Genomic DNA, 23035 nt, shown 5'->3' with positions numbered 1-23035 from the left:
GAAAAAAATCTTATCTTTGTCGCCGATAAATCAATCACTAAAAGACTAAAAATTATGATCAAACGTATTTTCTTGATGCTCATCGTAGCATTTGCATGCACACTGAGTGCCAACGCCCAGAGCTGGCTGAACAGACTTAAGGACAGGGCTGTGAACGCAGCAGAGAACGCCGTAACGCGTAAAGTAGAGAATAAGGTAGACCGCGAGACCAGCGACGCTATGGACAATGTGCTCGACGGTAAGAAGAAAGACAAAAGCTCAAAATCCAACGATGCCGACTACGAGGATGCCGAGGTGACGGAGCAGTCTGGCGACGATACGCCCGTAGCTCAGAACCAGAAGAGCGACTTCGTTCGCGGTAGCGTGATTCTCTTCGAGGATGATTTCGCTAACGAGCAGATGGGCGAATTCCCGTCGAAGTGGGATATCAGTGAAGGTAGTCTTGAGACAGCTGCTATCAACGGAAAGAAGTATTTGCACAGCAATGCCCCTGACTCTAGGTTTTCTCCTTTGATGGAGAATATGAAATCTTACTTGCCCGAGGTCTTCACACTGGAGTGGGATGAGTTCTTCTGTAAGAGTGGAGATATAGCTGATTTTCCATCTGATTTTAATTTCTATGACGCAAACGGAAGCGAAGTCGGCCATATTTATAAAAGGTATCGCCCAGGTAATCCAGATTTCTATGGCAACTACAGCTTTAAGAAAGGTGGTGGCGTGGATGAGAATGTCACAGGCAGTTTTGACTGGGATCATATGAAGAAATTTATCAAGATTGGTCAGTGGAACCATTTTGCTATCTCATTCAACAAAAGAGCCTTCAAACTCTACGTCAATGGAAACCGCTTCATCAATCTGCCTAATGTAGCAGCGCCTGCTCGTTTCGTATTCATTATTCAGGATGAAAATCCCTACCGAGGCGTTGCTAATGTAGTGCTCGCCAAGGGTGCTGTAGAACTCTATGAGCGTCAGACTACTGATCTTTCTGCCGTTGAGAAGGCTATTGCCGAGACGGGTAAGTTTGTGACGAACAACATCCTTTTCGAGACAGGTAAGGCTACGCTGAAGCCCGAGTCGATGGCCGAGATCCAGAAGGTGGCTGACTATATGAAGAAGAACCCGACGGCTCGCTTCGAGGTACAGGGACATACCGACAATCAAGGCTCTGACGCCATCAACGATCCGCTCTCACAGCAGCGCGCTGAGTCCGTCGTCAAGGCCCTCGAAGGCTTAGGCTGCGATCCCTTCAACATGCGTGCTGTGGGTAAAGGCTCTCACGAGCCCGTTGCCGACAACAAGACCGACGAAGGCCGCGCCAAGAACCGCCGCGTAGAATTCATCAAGCGGTGAGAGCAGAGATGAGAGCTCGCTCTCAATCTATGCCGAAGCGCGCCGATGAATCGGCAAAGCCAATTCATCAAACGGTGAGCGCAGAGCGCAAGCCAATTTATCAAGAAATAAAAAGTTGTATCACTGCAACATAATTAGTATTACCAAAAACAATTAGCTTATGAAGAAATTTATGATCTTTGCAGTCATGATGCTCAGCGCTATGACCGCAAGTGCACAACAGGAAGTCGGAACATGGTCTGTGACACCGAAAGTAGGTATCAACCTGGCCAAAGTTACCGACGCCAATGATGCCAGCATGAAGGTAGGTCTCGTGGCTGGTGCTGACTTGAACTATCAGATAGCAGAGAAATTTGCTGTTAGCGCAGGTGTGTTCTACTCTATGCAGGGTGCAAAAAGCAAGGATGATGGTATAAAAACGACGGCGAAGCTCGACTACATCAACATCCCCATTCTGGCTCAGTTCTACGTGGTTCCTGGTCTGGCCCTCAAGGCAGGTATTCAGCCAGCTTTCAATGTGAAGCATAAGTTTAAAATTGAGTCTGGTGGCAGCTCTGCAGAGTCGGACTATACCGATTTCAAGACTTTCGACTTCTCAATCCCCCTCGGTGTTTCTTACGAGTTTAGCAATTTTGTTATCGATGCCCGCTACAACTTAGGTCTGACCAAGATTGTGGATAATGGTGAAAGCAGCAAGAACAGTGTGATCCAGTTCACTGTCGGCTACATCATCCCGTTCAATAACTAATTTCCAATCACGAAATTTAAATCCCCGCCAAGCTTTCTTGGCGGGGATTATTTATTTGATGAATGTGAAACGCCACATGCTGTGACGCTCAATTCAGATTACTTTCCGAAAGGAATGACGTAGCCGAATGTAACCTGGAACACGCTGTTCTTGTGACTCTTGTCGTCGATTGAATCAAAGAGCTTTGTCAGACCGAGGTTGTAACGAGCTTCAACCATGAAGTCGCCAAACTGGTAAGAAGCGCCGAGGGGGATAGACAGGTCGAATGACTTGAAGTCGTCAATGTCGCCCTCAACAGAAACCTTGCCGCTCTCTGTCTTGATCTTGTGCTTCACGTTGAAGCCGGGCTGAACACCTGCCTTGAGGGCCAGACCAGGAATCACGTAGTACTGAGCCATGATGGGAACGTTGATGTACTCGAGCTTTACGTTGGCGTCAATCTTCGAACCATCTATTTCCGTGAAATCATACTTGCAACCCTGCATAGAGTAGAAGAGACCTGCGCTAACAGCAAATTTCTCTGCTACCTGATAGTTGAAGTCGGCACCAGCCACTGAACCCAGCTTCATTTTTGAATTGTCAATCTTGGTGACGGTAGAAAGTTGAAGACCAACCTTTGGGGCCACTGAGAATTTTCCTACTTCCTGTTGTGCACTTGCGGTCATAGCGCAGAGCATCATGACTGCGAATAACATTAATTTCTTCATAAGCTAAAATCGTTTTTTTTGTTTAAAACGCTGCAAAAGTACACACTTTTTCTGAATCACCCAAGTAATTTTAATATAATTGTTTAATTTCTGCCGTATTCCTTGAGATTTATTAAGAAATTTGTTTGTTTTTTGCCACCGAGTTTCCTTCCGTCCCCTTACGAGTTTCACAGCGTCGTCCGCGGTATGACTCTGCGTCCCCTTACGAGTTTCGTTCAGTCCGCATCCGGTCGGCTCGAATCTGAGTACAAAGTTAATGCTAAAACGGCCTAAATCCAAGCCCGCAAGGCAGGCATATCTTATTTGGCGGCAGGTCATGATGCTGATGCACGATGATCCGAATCTCGCATCGCTCAAACACAGTAAACGTAGTTATCTGACTATAGATGAATATGACTATATATTAAATATGTTAAAATCGATTTCGTAAGAAATTCTCCAAGAATTACAAATTACAAATTACAAATTACATTAAGACCTTTTTAGCTCGATTTCGGCTAAAAAGTAGAAAATATAAGACCATATTATATAATTATATATATATAATTATATAATATGAGGTATATATAGGATTTTTGTCTATTTTCTTCCAAAACTCCTTATTGTAATTTGTAATTTGTAATTTGTAATTTTGTGTAAAGGTTTGTCTCCAGGTAAGTCTGGAGGTTGTTATCATCAACCAAACTTTTCGGCAAATTGTTTTGCCATTTTGGATTTTATTTGTACCTTTGCATGCGCAAACGTCAACAATTCCTTAAAACTAACAAAATATGGAAAATGATTCAAATAAGACAGTGTTGAAAAAGGCAGTTGTATGGAAAGAGCTCTACTTTTATCGTAAGAGCGATACCGTATATCAGTTGACAGTGGAGTTCTGCAAGCGTTTTCTGCCTCATTATGGAGATCGTACTGTCGACCAGATGGTGCAGGCCGCGCGTTCTGGCAAGCAGAATATTGTGGAGGGTAGCGAAGACGGGCAGACCAGTTCTCAAATGGAGATCCATTTGTTGAATGTTGCTCGTAGCAGTCTTCAAGAGCTTCGTTCAGACTATCAGGACTATCTGAATACCCATCATCTTGAGACTTGGGCGGCTCATAGCAATCGACAGAAACGGCTTCGTGAATTCTGCCATTCGCACAATGACTACGAAGCCTATGCTCCGTTTGTGGGAAAAATGAACGATGAGGAAATGGCGAATATGTTGCTTACCCTCTGCCATCAGACGGACAAGATGATGTGCGCCTATATCAAGAAACTGGAGCACCGTTTCGTGACGGAAGGTGGTATCAAAGAGCGGATGTATGCGGTTCGCACAGGCTATCGTCAGCAACAGGAGAACCATCTGCGTACTCTTGAAGCTGAGAATCAGCAGCTGAAGGCGGAAAATGCTGCTTTGAGGCGGGAGCTCGCGGAGATGAGGGCCAGGCTGGGCCTAGGAGAGCCTAGGATGACCTAGGAATGCCTAGGAAAACCTAGGAATGCCTAGGAACCCCTAGGCTCTAGGCCCCTAGGCGGTGATCTCGCCGCGGAGGCTCTGGGACATGAGGCGGCGGACGGTCTCTGGGTCGTCGGGATAGTGGCTCTGGAGGAACATGAGCTTCGTGACGGCACTCTCTACCGTGGAGTCCCGGCCGCTGATGACACCAGCCTCCTGCAGATGGTAACCGCAGTCGTAACGCCCCATCTCCACGGCACCCTGCATACACTGACTGATGTTGACAATCACCTTGCCATTACGCGTACCCTCGCGCAAGGCGTTGAGCAGCCAGGTCTTCTGCGGGGCATTGCCCGAGCCGAAGGTGCGCATGACGATGGCCTTGAGGTTGGGCGTGTGGATGATATGACGGATGAGGTCTTCACGGATGCCAGGGAAGAGCGAGAAGATGATGACATTGTTGTCGAGGCGGAAGTGGGGCACCATGGGTTTGTTCCAGTCGGGCTTGAGGATAAGGTGGCGATGGTAGGTGATGTTCACGCCAGCTTCGACGAGGTGGGGGAAGTTGAACGACTCGAAGGCATTGAACTCCTCGGCGCTCTGCTTCGTGGTGCGGTTGCCGCGTAACAGATGACCGCCAAAGTAGATGCCTACCTCAGGCACCATGGCGTGACCCTCCTCGTCCTTCGCTGCGGCTATCTCTACGGCGGTGATGAGATTCTCCTTGCCGTCGGTACGGAGCTGTCCGATGGGCAGCTGCGAGCCCGTGAAGATGACGGGCTTCGTCAGATTCTCCAACATGTAGGAGAGGGCAGAGGCAGTATAGGCCATCGTGTCGGTACCGTGGAGCACCACAAAACCGTCGTAGTCGTCGTAGTGGTCGGCAATGCAGTGGGAGATGTCGGTCCACATGGCGGGCGACATGTCGCTGGAGTCGATAGGCGGCTCAAACTGATAGGTGTCAATCTTGATATCAAACTGTTTCAGTTCGGGCACGTTGAGTAGCAGGTGCTCGAAGTCGAAGGGCTCGAGGGCGCCTGTGTGCGGGTTGCGGTTCATGCCGATGGTGCCGCCTGTGTAGATGAGTAGTATTCTGCTGCGCATAAAACAAACGTTTACGTGGTAATTTTCTGCAAAGATAGTGGATTTCTATGAGATTTTTGCTATCTTTGCACAAAAATTTAAAGAACCTATAAAACAAACTCAAAATTATGAAACAATTCAATGACGATAACTTCGTTCTGGAGACCCAGGTGGCACAGGACCTGTATCACAACCATGCGGCTAAGATGCCTATCATCGACTATCACTGTCATCTGATTCCTGAGATGGTGGCCAACGACCATCGGTTTAAGAGCATCACAGAGCTCTGGCTGGGCGGCGACCACTATAAATGGCGCGCCATGCGTACGAACGGTGTAGACGAGAAGTACTGCACAGGCAAGGACACCAGCGACTGGGAGAAGTTTGAGAAGTGGGCTGAGACGGTGCCTTACACCTTCCGCAACCCCCTGTACCACTGGACCCATCTGGAACTGAAGACCGCCTTTGGCATTGAGAAACAGCTCTCTCCCAAGACGGCCCGCGAGATTTTCGACGAGTGTAACGAGAAGCTGAAGCAGCCCGAGTTCTCTGCCCGCGGATTGATGCGTCATTATAATGTGGAGTGCGTCTGCACCACCGACGATCCTGTGGACGACCTGCACAACCATATCGAGTATGCCAAGCACAAGGCAAAGAACGACCCTGTGATGATTCCCGCCTGGCGCCCCGACAAGGCCATGAACATCGAGAAGCCCGAGTTTGCCAAGTATGTGGAGCAGCTGGCTCAGGTGAGCGGTGTGAACATCGTGAAGTTTGCCGATATGGTGGATGCCTTGCAGAAGCGTCACGACTTCTTCGCCAGCAACGGTTGTAAGCTCTCTGACCACGGTATTGAGGAGTTCTACGATGAGGAGTATACCGACTCACAGATCGAGACTATCTTCGAGAAGGCTATGCGCGGTCAGCAGTTGTCGACCATGGAGGTACGCCAGTTCAAGAACTGTTTCCTGACGGTGATGGCCGAGATGGATGCCGACAGCGACTGGACACAGCAGTTCCACTATGGTGCCATCCGCGACAACAATACGGCGATGTACAATCAGCTGGGTCCTGACACGGGCTTCGACTCCATCGGTGAGTTCAATACCGCCAAGGCTATGTCGAACTTCCTGAACAAGCTGAACATGAAGGGTAAGCTTACGCGTACCATATTATATACGCTGAATCCCTGTGCCAACGAGGTGATTGCCACGATGCTGGGTAACTTCCAGGGTGGAGAGCCGGGCAAGATCCAGTTTGGTTCCGGCTGGTGGTTCAACGACCAGATGGATGGCATGATCCGTCAGATGAACGCCCTCTCGGTGCTGGGTCTGCTGAGCCGCTTCGTGGGTATGCTCACCGATAGCCGCTCGTTCCTGAGCTATCCGCGTCATGAGTATTTCCGTCGCATCCTCTGCAACCTGCTCGGCAACGATGTGGAGAAGGGCTTGCTGCCTTGCGATATGGAGATTCTTGGACGTATGGTCGAGGATATCTCGTACAACAACGCCCGCAGATATTTCAAATTCTACTAATATAATTAAAAGTGCACAAGAGAATTCTTGTGAAAAAGAGCCGCAGACTTTTGGAGTTTGCGGTTTTTTTATTAATTTTGCAGCCAATATGAGATATAATAGTGGATATAACCGTGAGGGTGACTACGACCATTACGTCGTGAACGAGCCCATGCCGCTGCTGGAATGGCTGTTGGCAAACGTGCAGCAGACGAAGACGAAGATCAAGGCCACGCTGCAGGGTAGGGGTATCAAGGTGAACGGCAAGACCGTCTCGCAGTTTGATTTCCCCTTGGAGCCCGGCATGAAAGTGGCCGTGAGCAAGACCAAGCGCAACCAACAGGGTTTCAAGAGCCGTTACGTGAAGATTGTCTATGAAGACAAGTGGCTCATCGTCATCGAGAAGGCCGTCGGCATCCTCTCGATGGCTGCAGGTCATTCTACGCTTAATGTGAAGACCGTGCTCGACGACTATTTCAAGAAGAGCCGTCAGAAGTGTACCGCCCACGTGGTGCATCGTCTGGACCGTGATACCAGCGGACTGATGGTCTATGCGAAGGATATGGAGACGGAGCAGATCTTGGAGCACAACTGGCATGATATCGTCTACGACCGCCGTTATGTGGCCGTCTGCTCGGGGGAGATGGAGCAGGATGAGGGCACCATCGAGAACTGGTTGAAGGACAATAAGGCCTACATTACCTACTCGTCGCCCGTAGACAACGGCGGCAAGTATGCTATCACGCATTATCACACATTGGCCCGTACCACGGAGCACTCACTCGTGGAGTTTAAGTTGGAGACGGGAAGAAAGAATCAGATTCGTGTCCACTCGGCCGATATGGGGCATCCTGTCTGCGGCGACCCCAAATACGGTAATGGTGACGATCCCCTGCATCGTCTCTGTCTGCATGCCTGGTTGCTCTGTTTCCATCATCCCGTCACGGGCGAGCCGATGGAGTTTGAGACTCCTGTACCCACAGAATTCCGAAAAATGTTCAAATAATGGAATATTATATTTTTGTTCTGGTCGCACTGATTGTCGCCTTCATCGTGGTGAAGAAGGTGGCCTCGTGCATGATTAAGTCAGTGATTCTGCTGGCGATGGTAGTAGCCTTAGCCGCTATCTACTGGCTCTACTTTATGAATTAGCAGTCTCTTCGGCAAAGATCTGGTCGAAGGCTTTACGGAGTTCAACGGGTTGCTCAATGAGGTTGCGCAACTCGCTGAGCTTCTTTGCGTTGGGTGAGCCGGGAATCCAAAGTTTCAGATAGCCGTCCTTGGAGTATTTGTTGTTCATGTGTTCCAGGAAACGCTTCCAGTGACCCTCTTTGTCGAGCTCAGGATAATGACCAAAACCAAACTGGATGGTGCGGCGAATCACCACCTGGGGCTCAATGTCGCGGTCGGCCTCGGCCACGATTTTCCCGTAGATGCTACGTGGTGCTCGACTGGCTGAGGCACGATGGTCTTCAACGGCTTCCTTCATGATTTTGATCTGTTCGGGCGAGAACCACTTCTTCAGTCTGGCATCGCGCTCGAGGATTTTTCCGCCACGGATATGATGGTCGGCCCGATGGCCCGACATCCCTAAATCGTGATAGGCGGCGATGGTGTAGACCATGTTGATATCGGCTCCTGTTATCTTAACAAGATCGAGTGAGCTGCGGATGACTCTTGTGACGTGCTCCATATTGTGGGCACGATCGAATTCGGCATATTTGGGGAGTATCTGTGTCTCGACGAACTCCACTAAATCCAGGCTTGGCGTGTTGGTAATCATAAAAAATCAAGAAAATTTTTGCAAATATACGAATTTCTATGTACTTTTGCAAATAAAAAGCGAAAAAATGATGGCGGAAGAAAGAAAAATTAAGACCGATTCTCCTCAGGCGTGGCTTCTGGCAGCCCGCCCGAAGACGCTTTCTGGGGCTGCTGTCCCTGTGATGATAGGTGTGGCTCTGGCTTGGGTGGATACGCCGCTCTACGTGGGCGGTTCGTTTAGTTGGCTGGCGGCTGTACTCTGTCTGCTTTTCTCGTTCGCCATGCAGATCGATGCGAACTTCATCAACGACTTCTTCGACTTTGCCAACGGTAATGACGACGCTGAGACGCGTCTGGGGCCGAGACGAGCCTGTTCGATGGGGTGGGTGAAGCTCGACTCGATGAAGCGGGCCATCGCCCTTACCACCTGTCTGGCCTGTATCATTGGCCTTCCGTTAGTCTACTATGGCGGTCTGGAGATGATTCTCGTGGGTATGCTGTGCGTGATCTTCGCTTTCCTTTATACGACGTTCTTTTCCTATCAGGGCTTGGGTGATGCGCTGGTGCTCTTGTTCTTTGGCATCGTGCCCGTCTGCTGCAGCTATTATGTCCAGCTGCATACGGTCACGTGGCAGGTGTTCCTGGCTTCCGTAGCCTGCGGACTGGTGATTGATGCGCTGCTCATCGTGAATAACTTCCGTGACAGGGATAACGACCGATTGGCGGGTAAGAATACGCTCATCGTACTTTTAGGTCCTGAGGGCGGCTTGCAGCTCTATCTGGGTGCAGGTATCGGTGCCATCATCTTAGGGGCTACATTCTGGATGAATGGGCATCCTCTGGCTACCGTCCTGCCGCTGATTTATCTGCTGATGCATGTCTTTACTTATCTGAAGATCAAGCGCATCTATCAAGGAAAAGCGCTGAATCTCTGCTTGGGAGAAACAGCGCGTAATATCTTTATCTATGGGCTTTTAGTGAGCGTGGGCCTGCTGCTGGTATAGGATCTCCTAGGAAATCCTAGGGTGTCCTAGGAAAACCTAGACCCCTAGTTGAAGAACGGCCAGGAGACACCGAAGTGGATGACCGATCCGTTGGTGGGGTAGTGAGGCGTCAGGAATTTCATGTGGTTACCTGAGCCGTTGAGCACGTTGGTCATCATCAGGAAGAATCTCACACCTTTCAGTGCCAGGTTGGCATAGACATCCATGAAGGGATAGCCACCTAACTCCACACGGCTGGCCTCGTTCTGCTGGACGGCAAACTGGTTGATGGCCGGGCAGAAGTCTGGAGCGTAGTATTTGCTGAAGAATGTGACGTCTGTTCCCAGTTCCACACCCAGCACCTTGGCTATACGGAACTTCAGGTAGAGGTTCGTGAAGATGTTCCATGTAGGCAGGGGCAACACATCCTCTTTACTGCTTCGCTGATAGGTGATCATGTTCTCCCAGTTGATGGGACCTAGGCGGAAGTTCTGATGCAGCTGGGCTGTGAGCACATTGATGTTGTCCGACTCCTGGAGAGGTCTGCAGGTCATGTTTGTGCGACCTGTTTCCGTAGCGTCGTAGCTCATGGCGAAGTAGGTGTAGTCCTTGATGTTGTCCATTGCCACACGCAGTTCCGTATTGGTCTTGGTATAACTGAACAGTCCCTCGATGCGGGTACGTGTCTCTTTAGACATGTCGCCGTAGTCCCACCACAGGTGCTTCGAGTGGTAGTTGCTCACGAAGAAAGCTGGGGTCTTCCTGTGGATATAGGCGTTGGCGGCCAACTGTACGCTGTCGCCGAAGAGTGGGAAGTTCAGGTCGGTACTGAAGTCTATGGTCAGGTCTCCACTGTGGGGACCCACCATCCAGGCTTCAGCCGCCAGGTTGAAGTGGAGCGTCTTACCCTGTGTCTTACTGAGCACACCACCGAGGGAGATATCGTCCTCAGTTTCCTTATATTCGGAGTAGACACCATTTTGGATACCGGGCATCTTGTATGTGCGATGGTCGAAACTGACGAATGCCTTCAGACCTGCTTTGACGTATTTATTGAAGCCCTCAAGCAGTGCCAGACCTAAGGTGTTCTTGATTTGCAGGTGCTTCGTGGTGTCGTAGATAGAGTCGTTGCCGTACTCCTCACCCTTGTCGTAATAGCGGTCCTTGTAATAGTCCTTGGGGGTGTTGTAAGCCTGATAGATACGCTCGTAGTTGTTCAACTCGAAGGTGTGGATAAAGCTGGTGACAGGCACGAACTCACGTTTCATCGTGGCATCGATGGAGTCCTGAATGGCCTGCAGACGGTTGAGACTGTCGATGGCAGCCTGACCGTTCACCTTGATACGGGTGCTGTCGGCCATCGCCACGTTGAGAGAGTCCCTCTGGGGCTCTTTACCCATCACGACGGCTCCTTCAGGTCGGCCAGAGGGTGCTTTCTGGGGTTTCTTGCTTGTATCGCGTCTGCCCTGATTGTCGGCATTCTTCGGGTCTTGTTTCTTTTCATCCCGCTCTTTCTTCGACTCCATCGCAAACTTCCTGGCCTTGATCTCCTCCTCGGTCATCTTCACCAGGCGGTAGAAACCGAGGTTATAACGGTGACTCAGGAAGATATGCTGGTGGTCGTTACGGTTCCAGTTGGAAGAGAGCACCGTAGGAATCTCAGCATCGGAGAAGTTCTGTTGGTATGACTCCGGGTGGGTGATATACTGATCGTCTGTGATACCGCCGTTCTCTGAGGCTTTCTCGTGGTTGGCATTGAAGAAGAAGTGCAGCTGATACTGGTCACCACGATAGGAGGAGAATATCGAACTGTTGAAGTGCGAGATACTCTGGTTACTGAAATAGCCTCGGGCATAGGCATAATCGAGGTCAAAGCCTATGTTGAAGCGCTTGCCGGCATTCACGGCAAACTTTCCGTCGATATGGTCCTCACCGTAGAGCTTGTCACCACAGTCGTCATAGAGTATGCTGGTATAGGGCGACAAGGTGTTCATGAACAGGAACTTGTCGACCTCTTTCGTGGCAAAGCTATAGGGCTGGGTGAAGATAAAGTTGTTGAATTCCGGCCGGTCGATGAAGATACGGCTCATGCGGGCTGTATAGTTGCTGCCCGTGGTGTTGTATTGGCCATAGTAGCCCGTGTTCAGCGTGGTGTTCGGAAAGAGGTGGGGCAGGGTGTCGGGTATTGCAGGGGTGATCTCACCCAGACGCCTGTCGATGGTCCACACGTAGAGGCCTTTGGGAATCTCCTTATTACGCTTGGTGGTGTCGTTGTTGTGCTTGTTGAAGTTGCCGTTCTCACTGCGCTGGGTGAAGTTTCCGCTCTCGTCAACCTGATTATAGGTACGGGTGTTTTGCGCACTGAGCTCTGTCAGTACCAGCAACATCGTCAACAACGTATTTAGTCTTTTACCCATAAAGTTCATTTAATCATGCGCAACGAAGACTCTGCGATCTTGAAGCACATCGAGATGAGGATGATGTAGAGTCCTAGCTGATGGGTCTGCTCGTTCTTCTGGAGATAGAGGATGACGCCCACCACGGCTCCAATCATGAAGATGATGTTCAGAATGTTACGTATTTGGTCTTTGCTCATTTCTTTTCGTTCAGCAGTGATTCAAACTTATTGAAGATGAAGTCCTTACGGTCGATGGTCTTCCTACGGAACTTGCCGGAGATGGGGTAGAGTTTAGTGCCCTTCTTGTTTACGGCATATTTGTCGGTAATCCATTCCTCTGCCGAATAGTGCTGGGGGGTGCGCGCCGTATCGTAGTCATAGGTGATGCGCGTCATCCTCACATTCGCCTCACCGTCCTTACAGGAGACCAGCAGCTGGAAGTTCATCTGCGTACGGTCCAGCGAGAGGGCTACACTCTTGAAGACCAGCCATTCGTGGAATACGGCACCAAGCTCGTGGTTCACGGAGTCCTTCACGGCCACAATACTGTTGGCAATCTGGTTGGGCTCTTTCACCATCTTCTCCATCTGCTGGAGCAGGATGCTGTAGATTTCTTCAGCCGACTTGCCGGGTGCTTTGATGTTGGTCTCGAAGCACACCTTGCCGTTCACCTCGGGGACAACGCCTTTCACGAGGTATTTGGCGTCGGGATTTTCCTTTTCTACAGGCTCTTGCTCGATTCTCTCCCAGGTGTTGTCCTGAGCCGTTGCCAACATGGGCATCAGCATGAATATGACTATCAGTAACTTCTTCATATTTTTAATGTTTAATTTGGGTGCAAAAGTACAAAGAAAAAACAACAAATCCGCACCAGCGTGCGGATTTAACGTTATTTTAGTTCAAGTTCCTTCTGCAGACGGATAATCTCGTCACGATACTGGGCTGCCTGCAGGAAGTCGAGGCTCTTGGCGGCCTCCTTCATCAGACGTGTGGTTTCGGCGATGCTCTTCTCCAACTGCTCTCGTGTCATACGTTCTACAATCGGGTCGGCAACCATCATACCTTCCTGGGTTACTTCTGTGATGCCAGATGCCCGCTTCAGTTCTTTCACGTCGGCCCGGTCGTCACGCTGCAGGGCGTTGAAGGTGAGGTTCCTGACAATCTGTTTCGGGGTGATACCGTGTTCCTCGTTATAACGTATCTGCTTCGTGCGTCGGCGCAGGGTCTCGTCTATGGTCAGCTGCATCGAGGCCGTGATGGTGTCGGCATACATGATTACCTTACCGTTCACGTTTCTTGCGGCTCGTCCAGCGGTCTGCGTCAGACTCCGGTGATTACGCAGGAATCCCTCCTTGTCGGCATCGAGGATAGCCACCAGCGACACTTCTGGCAGGTCAAGACCCTCACGCAACAGGTTTACACCCACCAGCACATCATAGACCCCTTGACGCAGGTCGTTGAGTGTCTTCACACGGTCGAGGGTGGCCACATCACTATGAATATAGGAGGTACTGATGCCGTGATTCAAGAGGTATTCACTCAGTTCCTCGGCAAAGCGCTTGGTGATGGTCGTCACCAGCACCCGTTCGCCCCGTTCCTTGCGGACGAGAATCTCTTCCATCAGGTCGTCGATCTGGTTCTCACTCTTACGCACCTCAATCTCTGGGTCGAGCAAGCCCGTAGGACGAATCACTTGTTCCACAACGACACCCTCAGCTTCCTCCAACTCGAAGTCGGCTGGTGTGGCACTCACGTAGATCACCTGGTTTACCTCCTCCTGAAACTCCTCAAACCTCAGCGGACGGTTGTCGAAGGCTGCTGGCAGACGGAAACCATATTCCACAAGGTTCTCCTTTCGGCGACGGTCACCGCCATACATCGCGTGCAACTGAGGCACCGACACATGACTCTCGTCGATGAACAACAGATAGTCGTCGGGGAAGAAGTCAAGCAGGCAATAGGGCCTTTCTCCAGCCTTTCGGCCATCGAAGTAGCGGCTGTAGTTCTCGATACCCGAACAGTGGCCCAGTTCCTTGATCATCTCCATATCATACTCCACACGCTCCTTGATACGGGCGGCTTTCATCTCATCGCCCAGATCCTCGAAGTAAGCTACCTGCTTCACCAGATCGTCCTGAATCTGGCGGATGGCGATGTTGGTCTGTTCCTGCGAGGTCATAAAGAGATTGGCTGGATAGAGCCTGTAGTCTTCAAACTTAGCCAGTCGGTCGAAGGTCACACTGTCCATCTCCTCGAGGGCATCGATCTCGTCGTCCCAGAACGTCACCCTCAGCACCACCTCACTATATGCCATCGCAATATCAATGGTGTCGCCCTTTACGCGGAAGTTACCACGTTGCAGGTCGAGGTCATTACGCACATAGAGAGCCTGTACTAATTTCCTTAACAGCATGTTGCGGTCCAGTTTCTGACCAACATGCAACTCAATCACATTCTCCTGCAAAGCCACAGGACTGCCCATACCGTAGATACATGAGACGGAAGAAATGACGACCACATCGTTTCTGCCTGACAATAAATTAGATACGGCAGAAAGTCTGAGTCTGTCGATCTCGTCATTGATGGCGAGATCCTTTTCGATATAAGTGTCAGTGGAAGGCAGATAAGCCTCCGGCTGGTAATAGTCATAATAGCTGACATAATACTCTACGGCATTCTGGGGGAAGAAACCCTTCATCTCTTCATAGAGCTGGGCCGCAAGGGTCTTGTTATGACTCAGAATCAGGGTAGGGCGGTTACGGTTGGCGATGACATTCGCCATCGTAAACGTCTTGCCTGAACCTGTGACACCTAACAGCACCTGAGCCCTGTCGCCACGCTCCAATCCTTCCGTGAGCTGACGGATGGCTTCCGGCTGGTCGCCAGTAGGCTGATAGTTGGATGTAAGAATAAATTTTCCCATATTGAGGTGCAAAGGTAGTGCATTCGAGTATCAAATATAATCATATTTGAGTTAATTATCCTTAAATGCTTTGAAAATGTTCAATGTTCAATGTTCAATGTTCAATGAAATATGTAACTTTGCACCCCGAAATGAAGAAAGGTATAATCATATTCGCATGTGTGGCGCTGCTGATGAGCAGCTGTGCCTCAGAATTCAATGCCGTCTATAAGTATGGCGACAATGAGATGAGGTACGAATATGCCAAGGAGTGCTTTGCCCGCGGCAAGTTCGAGAAGGCCGTCACCTTGCTGTCAGATGTCGTCACCATGAAGAAAGGTTCCGACGAGGCCCAAGAGTGTCTTTACATGTTGGGTATGGCCCAGTATTGTAATGCTGACTACGAGGCAGCCTCCGAGACTTTCAAGAAGTATGGTTCGAGCTATCCCCGTGGTATCTATGCCGAGCCTGCCGCCTTCTATGTAGGTCAGTCGCTCTATCAGAGTGCCCCCGAGCCCCGCCTCGACCAGAGTCCTACCAATGGTGCCATCACCGCCTATCAGCAGTTCATCGACCTCTATCCCGACTCGAAGCTGCGCCCACAGGCTCAGGATCGTCTGTACGAGCTCCACGAGAAGCTTATCCTGAAGGAACTCTCATCAGCAGAGCTTTACTATAACCTTGGTGGTTATTTCGGAAATATCAACTCCAACGAGGAGAGCAACTACACCGCCAGCATCATCACCGCCCAGAACGCCCTGAAGAATTATCCCTTCTGCAATGAGCGCGAGAAGTTCATGATGCTGATTGTGAAGAGTAAGTTCCAGTTGGCCGAGAATAGTTCTGATGAGAAGCGTCTCGAGCGCTATCGTGATGCCGAGGACGAATGTTATGGATTCATCAACGAGTTCCCCGAGTCGAAGAACGTGGAGACTGTTGAGAAATACATTGCTAAATGCAAGAAAGTGATAAAGGATTAATCATTGAATATTGAAATTTTAATAGATATGGATTACAAAAAGTCAAAAGCACCGGTAAACACCGTTACACGCAACATCATGGATCTCTGTAACGACACAGGTAACATCTATGAGAGTGTGGCCATCATCTCTAAGCGTGCCAACCAGATTAGTTTGCAAATCAAGGAAGACCTGTCGAAGAAACTGGCAGAATTTGCTTCCTATAGCGACTCCCTCGAGGAGGTCTTCGAGAACCGTGAGCAGATCGAGATCTCTCGCTACTACGAGAAGCTGCCGAAGCCCACACTCCTCGCTACCCAGGAGTTTATAGAGAATAAGGTCTACTGGCGCGACCCTTCTCGCGAGAATCAGGAGAACTAATTCCCTGCGATTATGATTCAGCGTAAACAGACACTTTATCTTTTGGCGGCCATCGTGATGACCGTCATTTGTCTTTGTATGCAGATAGGTTCCTTCAAGGCTGCTGGTCTTGAGGTGGCTCGTGTCTTCAACCTGTGGTACACCGATCCCCTCGGCAAGCACCACTTCGACACTTGGCCCCTTATGGCTGTATTGCTGCCAACCGCAGTCATCGGCACCTATGCCATCTTCCTCTACCACAACCGTAAGGTGCAGGCACTCTTCTGTCTCTTCAACGCCTTGCTCATCGTGGGTTGGTACGTATGCTATTTCGTGGTGGGACAGACCGTTGGCGACAAGTCGTGGGGCACGGTATCCTTCCGTCCTACATGGCCAGCCGTTCTGCCGGCCATCGCCCTCATCCTCTACCTGATGGCCCGTCGCGCTATCAATGCCGACGAGAAACTCGTCCGGTCTATGGATAGAATAAGATAACATAAAGAAAGCCCCACCGATTGGTGAGGCTTTTTTCGTATCAGGAAGCATCCTGCCCGATGGGCAGGGTGCTTATTTATTCTTCAGTGCTGCGATGCTCTCCTTGAGGGCGGCGATCTTCTCTTCGGAATCGCTCTGCTTCTTACGCTCGAGGGCAACCACCTGTTCGGGGGCGTTGGCCACGAAACGCTCGTTGGAGAGCTTCTTCTTCACACCGGCGAGGAATCCTTCAAGGTGCTGCAGCTGAGCCTCCATCTTCTGAATCTCAGCCTCGACGTCGATCATGTTACCCAGGGGTACGGCATACTCATCGGTACCAACCATGAAGGCGGCAGCGGTGGGATCCTTCTCAACGACAATGTTGATGGCACTCAGGTTGGCCATCTTCTGGATGCTGGAGGCATAGGTCATGATGAACTGGTCATTGATAGAAGCCTTACCAACCACCTGCAGCTCTACCTGCTCCTTCGGGGCGATGTTCTTCGAAGAACGGACCATGCGGACACCAGAGACAATCTGCTTGACACTCTCTACCTGGGCAGCCACAAAGTTGTCGGCCTCGGTGGGAGCGGGGAGTGAGAGACTGTCGTTCATGATCGACTCACCATCCTTGCGGTCATAGAGGTGCTGCCAGAGCTCCTCAGTGATGAACGGCATGAAGGGATGGAGCATCTTCAGAAGGGTCTCGAAGAACTCAAGGGTCTTGTTGTAGGTCTCGCGGTCGATGGGCTGGGCCTCACCATTGATGTAGGCGGGCTTCACCATCTCCAGATACCAGCTTGAGAACTCATCCCAGAAGAGCTTGTAGACAGCCATCAAGGCCTCGGAGATACGGTATTTCTTGAAGAGGTCTTCCACCTCGGCATTGGTCTGGCGCAATTTTGCCTCAAACCATGTGGTGGCTACCTTTCCAGCCTCAGACTGCTCGATGTCGGCCACCTTCCAACCCTTCACAAGACGGAAGGCGTTCCAGATCTTATTGTTGAAGTTACGACCCTGTTCACAGAGTGCCTCGTCGAAGAGGATGTCGTTTCCTGCAGGGGCTGAGAGCATCATACCCATACGCACGCCGTCGGCACCGAACTTATCGATGAGCTCGATGGGGTCGGGGCTGTTGCCGAGACTCTTGGACATCTTACGACCGAGCTTGTCGCGGACGATACCGGTGAAGTAGACACTTCTGAACGGCATGTCGCCAATATACTCATAACCTGCCATAATCATGCGGGCCACCCAGAAGAAGATGATATCCGGACCTGTGACGAGGACAGATGTGGGATAGTAGTACTTGATCTCTTCGTTGCCGGGATTATTGATGGCGTCGAAGAGGCTGATGGGCCAGAGCCACGACGAGAACCAGGTGTCGAGGGCGTCCTCTTCCTGACGCAGGTCGGAGGCCTGGAGGTTGGCGTTGCCGCTCTTCTCGCGGGCCATCTCAAGGGCCTTCTCTGCCGTCTCGGCCACTACATAATCATCCTGATCGTTGTAGTAGTAGGCTGGAATACGGTGTCCCCACCACAGCTGACGGGAGATACACCAGTCCTGGATATTCTCCAACCAGTTCTTATAGGTGTTGACGTATTTCTGGGGATAGAACTTCAGTTCGCCGTTGAGTACGGGGGGCAGGGCGATGTCGGCAAAGTGCTTCATCTTGAGGAACCACTGCAGCGAGAGTCGTGGCTCGATGGCGGTGTCGGGGTTACGCTCCGAGTAGCCCACCTTATTAATATAGTCCTCAATCTTCTCCATCAGTCCGGCTTCCTGCAGGTCCTTGCTGATCTGCTTACGGCAGTCCATACGGTCCATGCCTACATAGAGCGGACTCTGCTCAGAGATGGTGCCGTCGGGATTGAAGATGTCGATGGTCTCGAGGTTGTGGGTCTTACCCAGCATGTAGTCGTTGGTGTCGTGGGCGGGGGTGACCTTCAGACAACCCGTACCGAACTCGATGTCTACATAACGGTCCTCGATGACGGGAATGACGCGGTTCACCAGCGGTACGATGACCTTGTGGCCCTTGAGCCACTGGTTCTTCGGGTCCTTGGGGTTGATACACATGGCGGTATCACCCATGATGGTCTCTGGACGGGTGGTAGCCACCACAGCGTAGTAGCCTTTCTCGTCCTTGTGGACTACATTGCCTTCGGCCTGAAGTTGTTCAATGTTCAATGTTCCATCTTCAATATCTGCCACGTAGTACTTCAGGTGGAACAGATGACTCTGCTCCTCTTTATAGATCACCTCCTCAGTAGAGAGGGCAGTGAGGGCTTTCGGATCCCAGTTCACCATGCGCAGTCCACGATAGATGAGGCCCTTGTTATAGAGGTCGACGAAGACCTTGATAACACTCTCTGAGCGCTTCTCGTCCATCGTGAAGGCGGTGCGGTCCCAGTCGCAGCTGGCACCCAGGCGGCGCAACTGCTTCAGGATGATGCCTCCGTGCTCGTGGGTCCAGTCCCAGGCATGCTCGAGGAACTGTTCACGGGTGAGGTCGCGCTTCTTGATGCCCTGTTCGGCAAGTTTCTTCACCACCTTGGCCTCGGTAGCGATCGAAGCGTGGTCGGTGCCGGGTACCCAGAGTGCATTCTTACCCTCCATACGGGCACGGCGCACCAGGATATCCTGGATGGTATTGTTCAGCATGTGACCCATGTGGAGCACACCGGTCACGTTGGGTGGCGGAATCACAATTGTGTAGGGTTGACGTTCGTCGGGTTTACTGGCGAAAAGTTTGTGGTCCGTCCAGTACTGATACCATTTCGATTCGACCTCTTTTGGGTCATATTTGCTTGCTAATTCCATATAATAATGTTGTTGTTCGCTAAAATTCGGTGCAAAATTATAAAAAATTCTCAATTCTCAATTCTCAATTCTCAATTATTTTGTATCTTTGCCCCAATAATTTACGTTTTATGCATACAAAAGAGGAAAAAATGCAGGCTTTCGGTCGTTTTCTTGACGTCTTGGATGCGTTAAGGGCGAATTGTCCGTGGGACAAGAAGCAGACGAACGAGAGCCTCCGTCCCAATACCATCGAAGAGACTTATGAGCTCTGCGATGCACTCATCAAGAATGATGTTCATGACATCTGCAAAGAGCTGGGCGATGTGCTGCTCCACATCTGCTTCTATGCGAAGATTGCGGAGGAGAAGGAGCAGTTTGACATGGCCGATGTGTGTGATGCTCTGACAAGGAAGATGATCACCCGCCATCCGCATGTGTATCATCCCTCGCAGATCGATGCCAAGGATCCCAAGCCGCTTCCCTATGTGCCTAGTGACCTGGACAAACCTCGGGATACCCTGGATAATCCTAGCAATCCTAAAGTGACCACCGTGTCTCAGGTCCTCGAGAACTGGGAGCAGATCAAACTGAAGGAGAAGGACGGCAACGAGAGTGTACTCTCCGGAGTGCCCGAGGCACTGCCGTCGATGATCAAGGCGTATCGTATTCAGGACAAGGCCCGCAACGTGGGTTTCGACTGGGAAGATCGTCGTGATGTATGGAAGAAAGTGCGCGAGGAAATCGATGAGCTGGAGGCCGAGTTGAACAAGGACGACAAGGAGCGTTCGACGGAGGAGTTGGGTGATTTCCTCTTTGCCGTGATCAATGCCGCCCGCCTCTATAAGCTGAATCCCGACAACGCGCTGGAGAAGACCAACCGTAAGTTTATCGACCGTTTCAACTATATCGAGGCGCATAGTATCAAGATTGGTAAGCCTCTGACATCCATGACGTTGGAAGAAATGGATAAACTATGGGAAGAGGCGAAGCGGAACGAAAAGTAATCATGTATCAACGTAAACTAAAGGATATGAAAAAGACTGTGTTATTTGGAATGATGGTTGCCGGCTTGATGATGCTGGGCAGCTGTGGTGGTAAACAACAACAGAGTGGCGGCGGGGAAAATAATACCTCTTCCCAGGGGGAATTCATGCCATTGGACCGTACGATTTATGGCTTGTGTGGTGAAGGTACGGCAATGAACACGCTGGAGCTGCTTACTGATAACGGCGACACGCTGGTGCTGTCAATGGTCAATGCCCAGGAAGCCGGACAGGTGTTTGGCGGACTGCAGACAGGCGACCGCCTGGCTGTGATGGCTAATGACAAGAAGACTGAGGCTACGGAGGTGATCAACCTGAACACCCTCTTGGGCGACTGGGTGATGCCTGACCCCATCGACGGCAGTTCGGAGATCGGTATCCGTATTAAAGAAGGTGGTGTGGCCGAGAGTATCGAGATGACCAACATCATCTATCGTACCTGGAAGATCGTGAACGGCAAATTGGAGATTATCTCCATCCGTGAGGGCGGTGGCGACCAGGAGGAGACCAACCTCTACGATATTCTGTCTCTGGGTGCCGACACTTTGTGCTATAAGACCATCGGCAAGCCCCGTGATGAGGAGGAGACCTTCGAATACAACCGTTTCAAGGAGAAACCAAAGGTCGACCTGCGCGGTCTGCAGCTGGAAGATACACAGGATGAGTTCAATAAGATTTAATGGCAGAACCGTTTAAAGTACATATCTTAGGGTGTGGAAGTGCGCTTCCCACCCTTCGTCATCATGCCTCCTCTCAAGTGGTGGAGTTGCGCGACCATGTGCTGATGCTCGACTGCTCGGAGGGTACGCAGATGCAGCTCCGGAGGAGTAGGGTGAGGTTCACGAAACTGAGTCATGTGTTTATCACCCACCTGCACGGTGACCACTGCTTCGGACTGATTGGTATGATTTCCACCTTCGGACTCTTGGGACGTACGGCAAAGCTGCATGTCCACGGACCAGAGGCTCTGGGACCGGAACTCGACAGGCAGATCAAGTTCTTCACCCACGACCTGGGCTTCGAGGTGGTCTACTACCCGGTAGACACCAAAGTGAGGCAGGTGGTCTATGAAGACCGCAGCATGACGGTGGAGAGCATTCCCTTAGAGCACCGTGTGCCCTGTTGCGGTTATCTGATCCGTGAGAAGGCGTCGCTGCCCCATATCCGTCGGGAGATGATGGACTGCTATGGTATTCCCAACAGTCAGGTGAACAACATCAAGAACGGAGCCGACTGGACCACTGCCGACGGGGAGGTGATTCCCAACGAACGGCTGGTGAAGGCTGCCGACCCTGTCAGGAGCTATGCCTACATCTCCGATACGAAATATCTGCCCGGGTTGCATGAGCAGCTGAAAGGGGTGACCACGCTCTATCATGAGAGCACCTATGGCGAGGACCGGATGAACAATGCAGAGAAATACTGTCATTCCACGGCGCGTCAGGCGGCGATGGTGGCCCGTGATGCCGGGGTGGGGAAGCTGCTGTTGGGGCATTACAGTTCAAGATATGAAGACGAACAGGTGCTGCTCGATGAGGCGAAAAGTGTGTTCGACAACTGCTTTCTGACGAACGAAATGGACGTTTTCGACGTCTGAAGGCCGTAAAAAGCGACTTTTTCCTCAAAAAATTTTGATTATTCAAAAGAATATCCTACCTTTGCACAGACGAATCAGGTATTGCGTATGAGGAAAATTATACTCACAATGACATTGACGCTCATGCTGTCTGCTCCGGTGCTGGCAGTTCCCGTGATGATGGAACTGATGGCTGTTGAGCAGATAGATAGTGAGGTGACGATGGTCGTGGAGGGCAATACCGTAACCGTCAACGGTGCTGAGGGCTTGGTTCTGGAGATTATTTCGCTCACAGGGCGCAAGGTGGCTCAGTACGAGATCAACAGTCCTTCGCAGCGCATCGAGTTGAACCTGACCAAGGGCTGTTATGTGTTCAAGATCGGTAAGGTTGTTCGAAAGGTAGCTATACGCTGATGGAGCGAAAAGCCTTTGAACAGATAGTACGCCAGTATAGTGAACCCCTCTACTGGCAGATTCGTCGTATCGTGCTGAATCATGAAGATGCGAACGATGTGCTGCAGAATACCTTCATCAAGGCATGGACAGCTATCGACACGTTCCAGGGTGATGCCAAGATAGGCACCTGGCTCTCGAGGATTGCCATCAACGAGAGCATTGACTTCCTGCGACGTAACGAACGTGTGGTGTCGAGTGCCGATGAAGACCTCTCAGTGGCCAACTCACTGATGGCCGACTCCTATTTCGACGGTACGGAGACCGAGGCGTTGCTGCAGGAGGCCATCGCCACGCTGCCCGATGTACAGCGCACCGTATTCCAGTTGCGCTATTTCGAAGACATGAAGTATAGTGAGATCAGTGAGATTCTCCACACCACTGAAGGGGCCCTGAAGGCATCCTATCATATCGCCGTGAAAAAAATCTATGAATTTTTTAAGGCTCATAATTAAACCATTTGAATAATAATACGTCAAA

At 50.8% G+C, this 23035-nt stretch carries 23 protein-coding genes; 15 read left to right on the top strand and 8 right to left on the bottom strand.

Going from position 1 to position 23035, the window contains the following annotated elements; translation table 11 throughout:
- The first annotated feature begins 54 nt into the window (after positions 1-54).
- Both BMY16_RS15800 and BMY16_RS04285 read left to right on the top strand, forming a co-directional pair.
- Positions 55-1350: an OmpA family protein gene (locus BMY16_RS15800; RefSeq protein ID WP_091840331.1), complete on the top strand. Its 1296-nt coding sequence runs from the start codon at positions 55-57 to the stop codon at positions 1348-1350.
- A gap of 160 nt (positions 1351-1510) precedes the next feature.
- Complete coding sequence (locus BMY16_RS04285) at positions 1511-2098, top strand: porin family protein (protein WP_091840330.1); 588 nt, start codon at positions 1511-1513, stop codon at positions 2096-2098.
- A gap of 98 nt (positions 2099-2196) precedes the next feature.
- Here the strand turns inward: BMY16_RS04285 and BMY16_RS04280 are convergent, their stop codons facing one another.
- Entirely contained in the window at positions 2197-2805 is a 609-nt protein-coding gene (locus BMY16_RS04280) for a porin family protein (protein WP_091840328.1), read from the bottom strand.
- 770 nt (positions 2806-3575) lie between these two features.
- On the opposite strand from BMY16_RS04280, the gene BMY16_RS04270 reads away from it, so the two are divergent.
- On the top strand, positions 3576-4262 hold the full coding sequence (locus BMY16_RS04270) for a four helix bundle suffix domain-containing protein (RefSeq protein WP_091840326.1): 687 nt from the start codon (positions 3576-3578) through the stop codon (positions 4260-4262).
- A gap of 51 nt (positions 4263-4313) precedes the next feature.
- Here BMY16_RS04270 and BMY16_RS04265 read toward each other — a convergent pair whose 3' ends face one another.
- Positions 4314-5345 carry an asparaginase gene (locus tag BMY16_RS04265; RefSeq protein ID WP_091840324.1) on the bottom strand — a complete coding sequence of 344 codons (1032 nt, stop codon included), beginning with the start codon at positions 5343-5345 and terminating at the stop codon, positions 4314-4316.
- 107 nt (positions 5346-5452) lie between these two features.
- Between BMY16_RS04265 and uxaC the strand changes: the two genes are divergently transcribed.
- The 3 genes from uxaC (at position 5453) to BMY16_RS04250 (ending at position 7990) form a co-directional block, all read left to right on the top strand.
- Positions 5453-6859 carry a glucuronate isomerase gene (gene uxaC, locus BMY16_RS04260; RefSeq protein WP_091840322.1) on the top strand — a complete coding sequence of 469 codons (1407 nt, stop codon included), beginning with the start codon at positions 5453-5455 and terminating at the stop codon, positions 6857-6859.
- A gap of 88 nt (positions 6860-6947) precedes the next feature.
- A complete protein-coding gene (locus BMY16_RS04255; protein WP_091840320.1) occupies positions 6948-7844 on the top strand; it encodes an RluA family pseudouridine synthase in 897 nt (298 codons plus the stop codon).
- Positions 7844-7990, top strand: a complete 147-nt coding sequence (locus BMY16_RS04250; RefSeq protein ID WP_091840318.1) for a sulfate transporter — start codon at positions 7844-7846, stop codon at positions 7988-7990. Before BMY16_RS04255 ends, BMY16_RS04250 begins: the two co-directional genes overlap by 1 nt.
- On the opposite strand, the gene BMY16_RS04245 is transcribed toward BMY16_RS04250, so the two are convergent.
- A complete protein-coding gene (locus BMY16_RS04245) occupies positions 7980-8621 on the bottom strand; it encodes an HD domain-containing protein (RefSeq protein ID WP_091840317.1) in 642 nt (213 codons plus the stop codon). The genes BMY16_RS04250 and BMY16_RS04245 overlap by 11 nt on opposite strands.
- A gap of 67 nt (positions 8622-8688) precedes the next feature.
- Here BMY16_RS04245 and menA point away from each other — a divergent pair, with 67 nt between their 5' ends.
- Positions 8689-9606, top strand: a complete 918-nt coding sequence (gene menA, locus BMY16_RS04240; RefSeq protein ID WP_244512876.1) for a 1,4-dihydroxy-2-naphthoate octaprenyltransferase — start codon at positions 8689-8691, stop codon at positions 9604-9606.
- A gap of 44 nt (positions 9607-9650) precedes the next feature.
- On the opposite strand, the gene BMY16_RS04235 is transcribed toward menA, so the two are convergent.
- The 4 genes from BMY16_RS04235 to uvrB all read right to left on the bottom strand — a co-directional run bounded on the left by BMY16_RS04235 (position 9651) and on the right by uvrB (position 14906).
- Complete coding sequence (locus tag BMY16_RS04235) at positions 9651-12002, bottom strand: putative porin (protein WP_091840545.1); 2352 nt, start codon at positions 12000-12002, stop codon at positions 9651-9653.
- Positions 12003-12007: 5 nt separating this feature from the next.
- Entirely contained in the window at positions 12008-12181 is a 174-nt protein-coding gene (locus BMY16_RS15420; RefSeq protein ID WP_170835995.1) for a hypothetical protein, read from the bottom strand.
- The gene (locus BMY16_RS04230; protein WP_091840315.1) at positions 12178-12798 is read right to left on the bottom strand and encodes a DUF4468 domain-containing protein; all 621 of its coding nucleotides are present in this window, start codon (positions 12796-12798) and stop codon (positions 12178-12180) included. Before BMY16_RS04230 ends, BMY16_RS15420 begins: the two co-directional genes overlap by 4 nt.
- 74 nt (positions 12799-12872) lie before the next feature.
- Positions 12873-14906, bottom strand: a complete 2034-nt coding sequence (uvrB, locus tag BMY16_RS04225; protein ID WP_091840314.1) for an excinuclease ABC subunit UvrB — start codon at positions 14904-14906, stop codon at positions 12873-12875.
- Between the two features lie 131 nt (positions 14907-15037).
- On the opposite strand from uvrB, the gene BMY16_RS04220 reads away from it, so the two are divergent.
- Genes BMY16_RS04220 through BMY16_RS04210 form a run of 3 tightly spaced genes read left to right on the top strand, consistent with a single transcriptional unit; the run spans position 15038 to position 16699 of the window.
- Positions 15038-15865, top strand: coding sequence for an outer membrane protein assembly factor BamD (locus BMY16_RS04220; protein WP_091840312.1), 828 nt, complete (start codon positions 15038-15040; stop codon positions 15863-15865).
- Positions 15866-15892: 27 nt separating this feature from the next.
- The gene (locus BMY16_RS04215) at positions 15893-16225 is read left to right on the top strand and encodes a DNA-directed RNA polymerase subunit omega (protein WP_091840311.1); all 333 of its coding nucleotides are present in this window, start codon (positions 15893-15895) and stop codon (positions 16223-16225) included.
- Between the two features lie 12 nt (positions 16226-16237).
- Positions 16238-16699, top strand: coding sequence for a DUF4293 domain-containing protein (locus BMY16_RS04210; protein WP_091840309.1), 462 nt, complete (start codon positions 16238-16240; stop codon positions 16697-16699).
- Positions 16700-16771: 72 nt separating this feature from the next.
- Here the strand turns inward: BMY16_RS04210 and BMY16_RS04205 are convergent, their stop codons facing one another.
- Positions 16772-19501, bottom strand: coding sequence for a valine--tRNA ligase (locus tag BMY16_RS04205; RefSeq protein WP_091840308.1), 2730 nt, complete (start codon positions 19499-19501; stop codon positions 16772-16774).
- Between the two features lie 110 nt (positions 19502-19611).
- Here BMY16_RS04205 and mazG point away from each other — a divergent pair, with 110 nt between their 5' ends.
- The 5 genes from mazG (at position 19612) to BMY16_RS04180 (ending at position 23010) form a co-directional block, all read left to right on the top strand.
- Positions 19612-20487 (top strand): nucleoside triphosphate pyrophosphohydrolase, encoded by an 876-nt coding sequence (mazG, locus tag BMY16_RS04200; protein WP_091840307.1) that lies wholly within the window; start codon positions 19612-19614, stop codon positions 20485-20487.
- Positions 20488-20513: 26 nt separating this feature from the next.
- Positions 20514-21206, top strand: coding sequence for a lipocalin family protein (locus BMY16_RS04195; protein ID WP_170835994.1), 693 nt, complete (start codon positions 20514-20516; stop codon positions 21204-21206).
- Positions 21206-22123 carry a ribonuclease Z gene (locus BMY16_RS04190; protein WP_091840303.1) on the top strand — a complete coding sequence of 306 codons (918 nt, stop codon included), beginning with the start codon at positions 21206-21208 and terminating at the stop codon, positions 22121-22123. The genes BMY16_RS04195 and BMY16_RS04190 overlap by 1 nt, the downstream gene beginning before the upstream one ends.
- An 87-nt stretch (positions 22124-22210) precedes the next feature.
- Positions 22211-22516 carry a T9SS type A sorting domain-containing protein gene (locus BMY16_RS04185; RefSeq protein ID WP_091840302.1) on the top strand — a complete coding sequence of 102 codons (306 nt, stop codon included), beginning with the start codon at positions 22211-22213 and terminating at the stop codon, positions 22514-22516.
- Positions 22516-23010 (top strand): RNA polymerase sigma factor, encoded by a 495-nt coding sequence (locus BMY16_RS04180; RefSeq protein ID WP_091840300.1) that lies wholly within the window; start codon positions 22516-22518, stop codon positions 23008-23010. Before BMY16_RS04185 ends, BMY16_RS04180 begins: the two co-directional genes overlap by 1 nt.
- Positions 23011-23035 lie beyond the last annotated feature (25 nt).

Origin of the sequence: Prevotella sp. ne3005, assembly GCF_900110085.1 — a bacterium.
In the GTDB taxonomy this organism is placed as follows: domain Bacteria; phylum Bacteroidota; class Bacteroidia; order Bacteroidales; family Bacteroidaceae; genus Prevotella.
Note: the sequence above shows the minus strand (reverse complement) of the source record. Positions and strands in the feature narration are given on the sequence as shown.

Excerpts from the sequence above, each read along its gene's own strand:
- BMY16_RS04185 (WP_091840302.1), top strand. The coding sequence starts at position 22,211 with ATGAGGAAAATTATACTCACAATGACATTGACGCTCATGCTGTCTGCT.
- BMY16_RS04235 (WP_091840545.1), bottom strand. The coding sequence starts at position 12,002 with ATGGGTAAAAGACTAAATACGTTGTTGACGATGTTGCTGGTACTGACA.
- BMY16_RS04220 (WP_091840312.1), top strand. The coding sequence starts at position 15,038 with ATGAAGAAAGGTATAATCATATTCGCATGTGTGGCGCTGCTGATGAGC.
- BMY16_RS04230 (WP_091840315.1), bottom strand. The coding sequence starts at position 12,798 with ATGAAGAAGTTACTGATAGTCATATTCATGCTGATGCCCATGTTGGCA.
- BMY16_RS04195 (WP_170835994.1), top strand. The coding sequence starts at position 20,514 with ATGAAAAAGACTGTGTTATTTGGAATGATGGTTGCCGGCTTGATGATG.
- BMY16_RS04205 (WP_091840308.1), bottom strand. The coding sequence starts at position 19,501 with ATGGAATTAGCAAGCAAATATGACCCAAAAGAGGTCGAATCGAAATGG.
- BMY16_RS15800 (WP_091840331.1), top strand. The coding sequence starts at position 55 with ATGATCAAACGTATTTTCTTGATGCTCATCGTAGCATTTGCATGCACA.
- uvrB (WP_091840314.1), bottom strand. The coding sequence starts at position 14,906 with ATGGGAAAATTTATTCTTACATCCAACTATCAGCCTACTGGCGACCAG.
- uxaC (WP_091840322.1), top strand. The coding sequence starts at position 5,453 with ATGAAACAATTCAATGACGATAACTTCGTTCTGGAGACCCAGGTGGCA.
- BMY16_RS04265 (WP_091840324.1), bottom strand. The coding sequence starts at position 5,345 with ATGCGCAGCAGAATACTACTCATCTACACAGGCGGCACCATCGGCATG.
- BMY16_RS04210 (WP_091840309.1), top strand. The coding sequence starts at position 16,238 with ATGATTCAGCGTAAACAGACACTTTATCTTTTGGCGGCCATCGTGATG.
- BMY16_RS15420 (WP_170835995.1), bottom strand. The coding sequence starts at position 12,181 with ATGAGCAAAGACCAAATACGTAACATTCTGAACATCATCTTCATGATT.
- BMY16_RS04255 (WP_091840320.1), top strand. The coding sequence starts at position 6,948 with ATGAGATATAATAGTGGATATAACCGTGAGGGTGACTACGACCATTAC.
- BMY16_RS04215 (WP_091840311.1), top strand. The coding sequence starts at position 15,893 with ATGGATTACAAAAAGTCAAAAGCACCGGTAAACACCGTTACACGCAAC.
- BMY16_RS04190 (WP_091840303.1), top strand. The coding sequence starts at position 21,206 with ATGGCAGAACCGTTTAAAGTACATATCTTAGGGTGTGGAAGTGCGCTT.
- BMY16_RS04270 (WP_091840326.1), top strand. The coding sequence starts at position 3,576 with ATGGAAAATGATTCAAATAAGACAGTGTTGAAAAAGGCAGTTGTATGG.
- mazG (WP_091840307.1), top strand. The coding sequence starts at position 19,612 with ATGCATACAAAAGAGGAAAAAATGCAGGCTTTCGGTCGTTTTCTTGAC.
- BMY16_RS04285 (WP_091840330.1), top strand. The coding sequence starts at position 1,511 with ATGAAGAAATTTATGATCTTTGCAGTCATGATGCTCAGCGCTATGACC.
- BMY16_RS04245 (WP_091840317.1), bottom strand. The coding sequence starts at position 8,621 with ATGATTACCAACACGCCAAGCCTGGATTTAGTGGAGTTCGTCGAGACA.
- BMY16_RS04180 (WP_091840300.1), top strand. The coding sequence starts at position 22,516 with ATGGAGCGAAAAGCCTTTGAACAGATAGTACGCCAGTATAGTGAACCC.
- menA (WP_244512876.1), top strand. The coding sequence starts at position 8,689 with ATGATGGCGGAAGAAAGAAAAATTAAGACCGATTCTCCTCAGGCGTGG.
- BMY16_RS04280 (WP_091840328.1), bottom strand. The coding sequence starts at position 2,805 with ATGAAGAAATTAATGTTATTCGCAGTCATGATGCTCTGCGCTATGACC.
- BMY16_RS04250 (WP_091840318.1), top strand. The coding sequence starts at position 7,844 with ATGGAATATTATATTTTTGTTCTGGTCGCACTGATTGTCGCCTTCATC.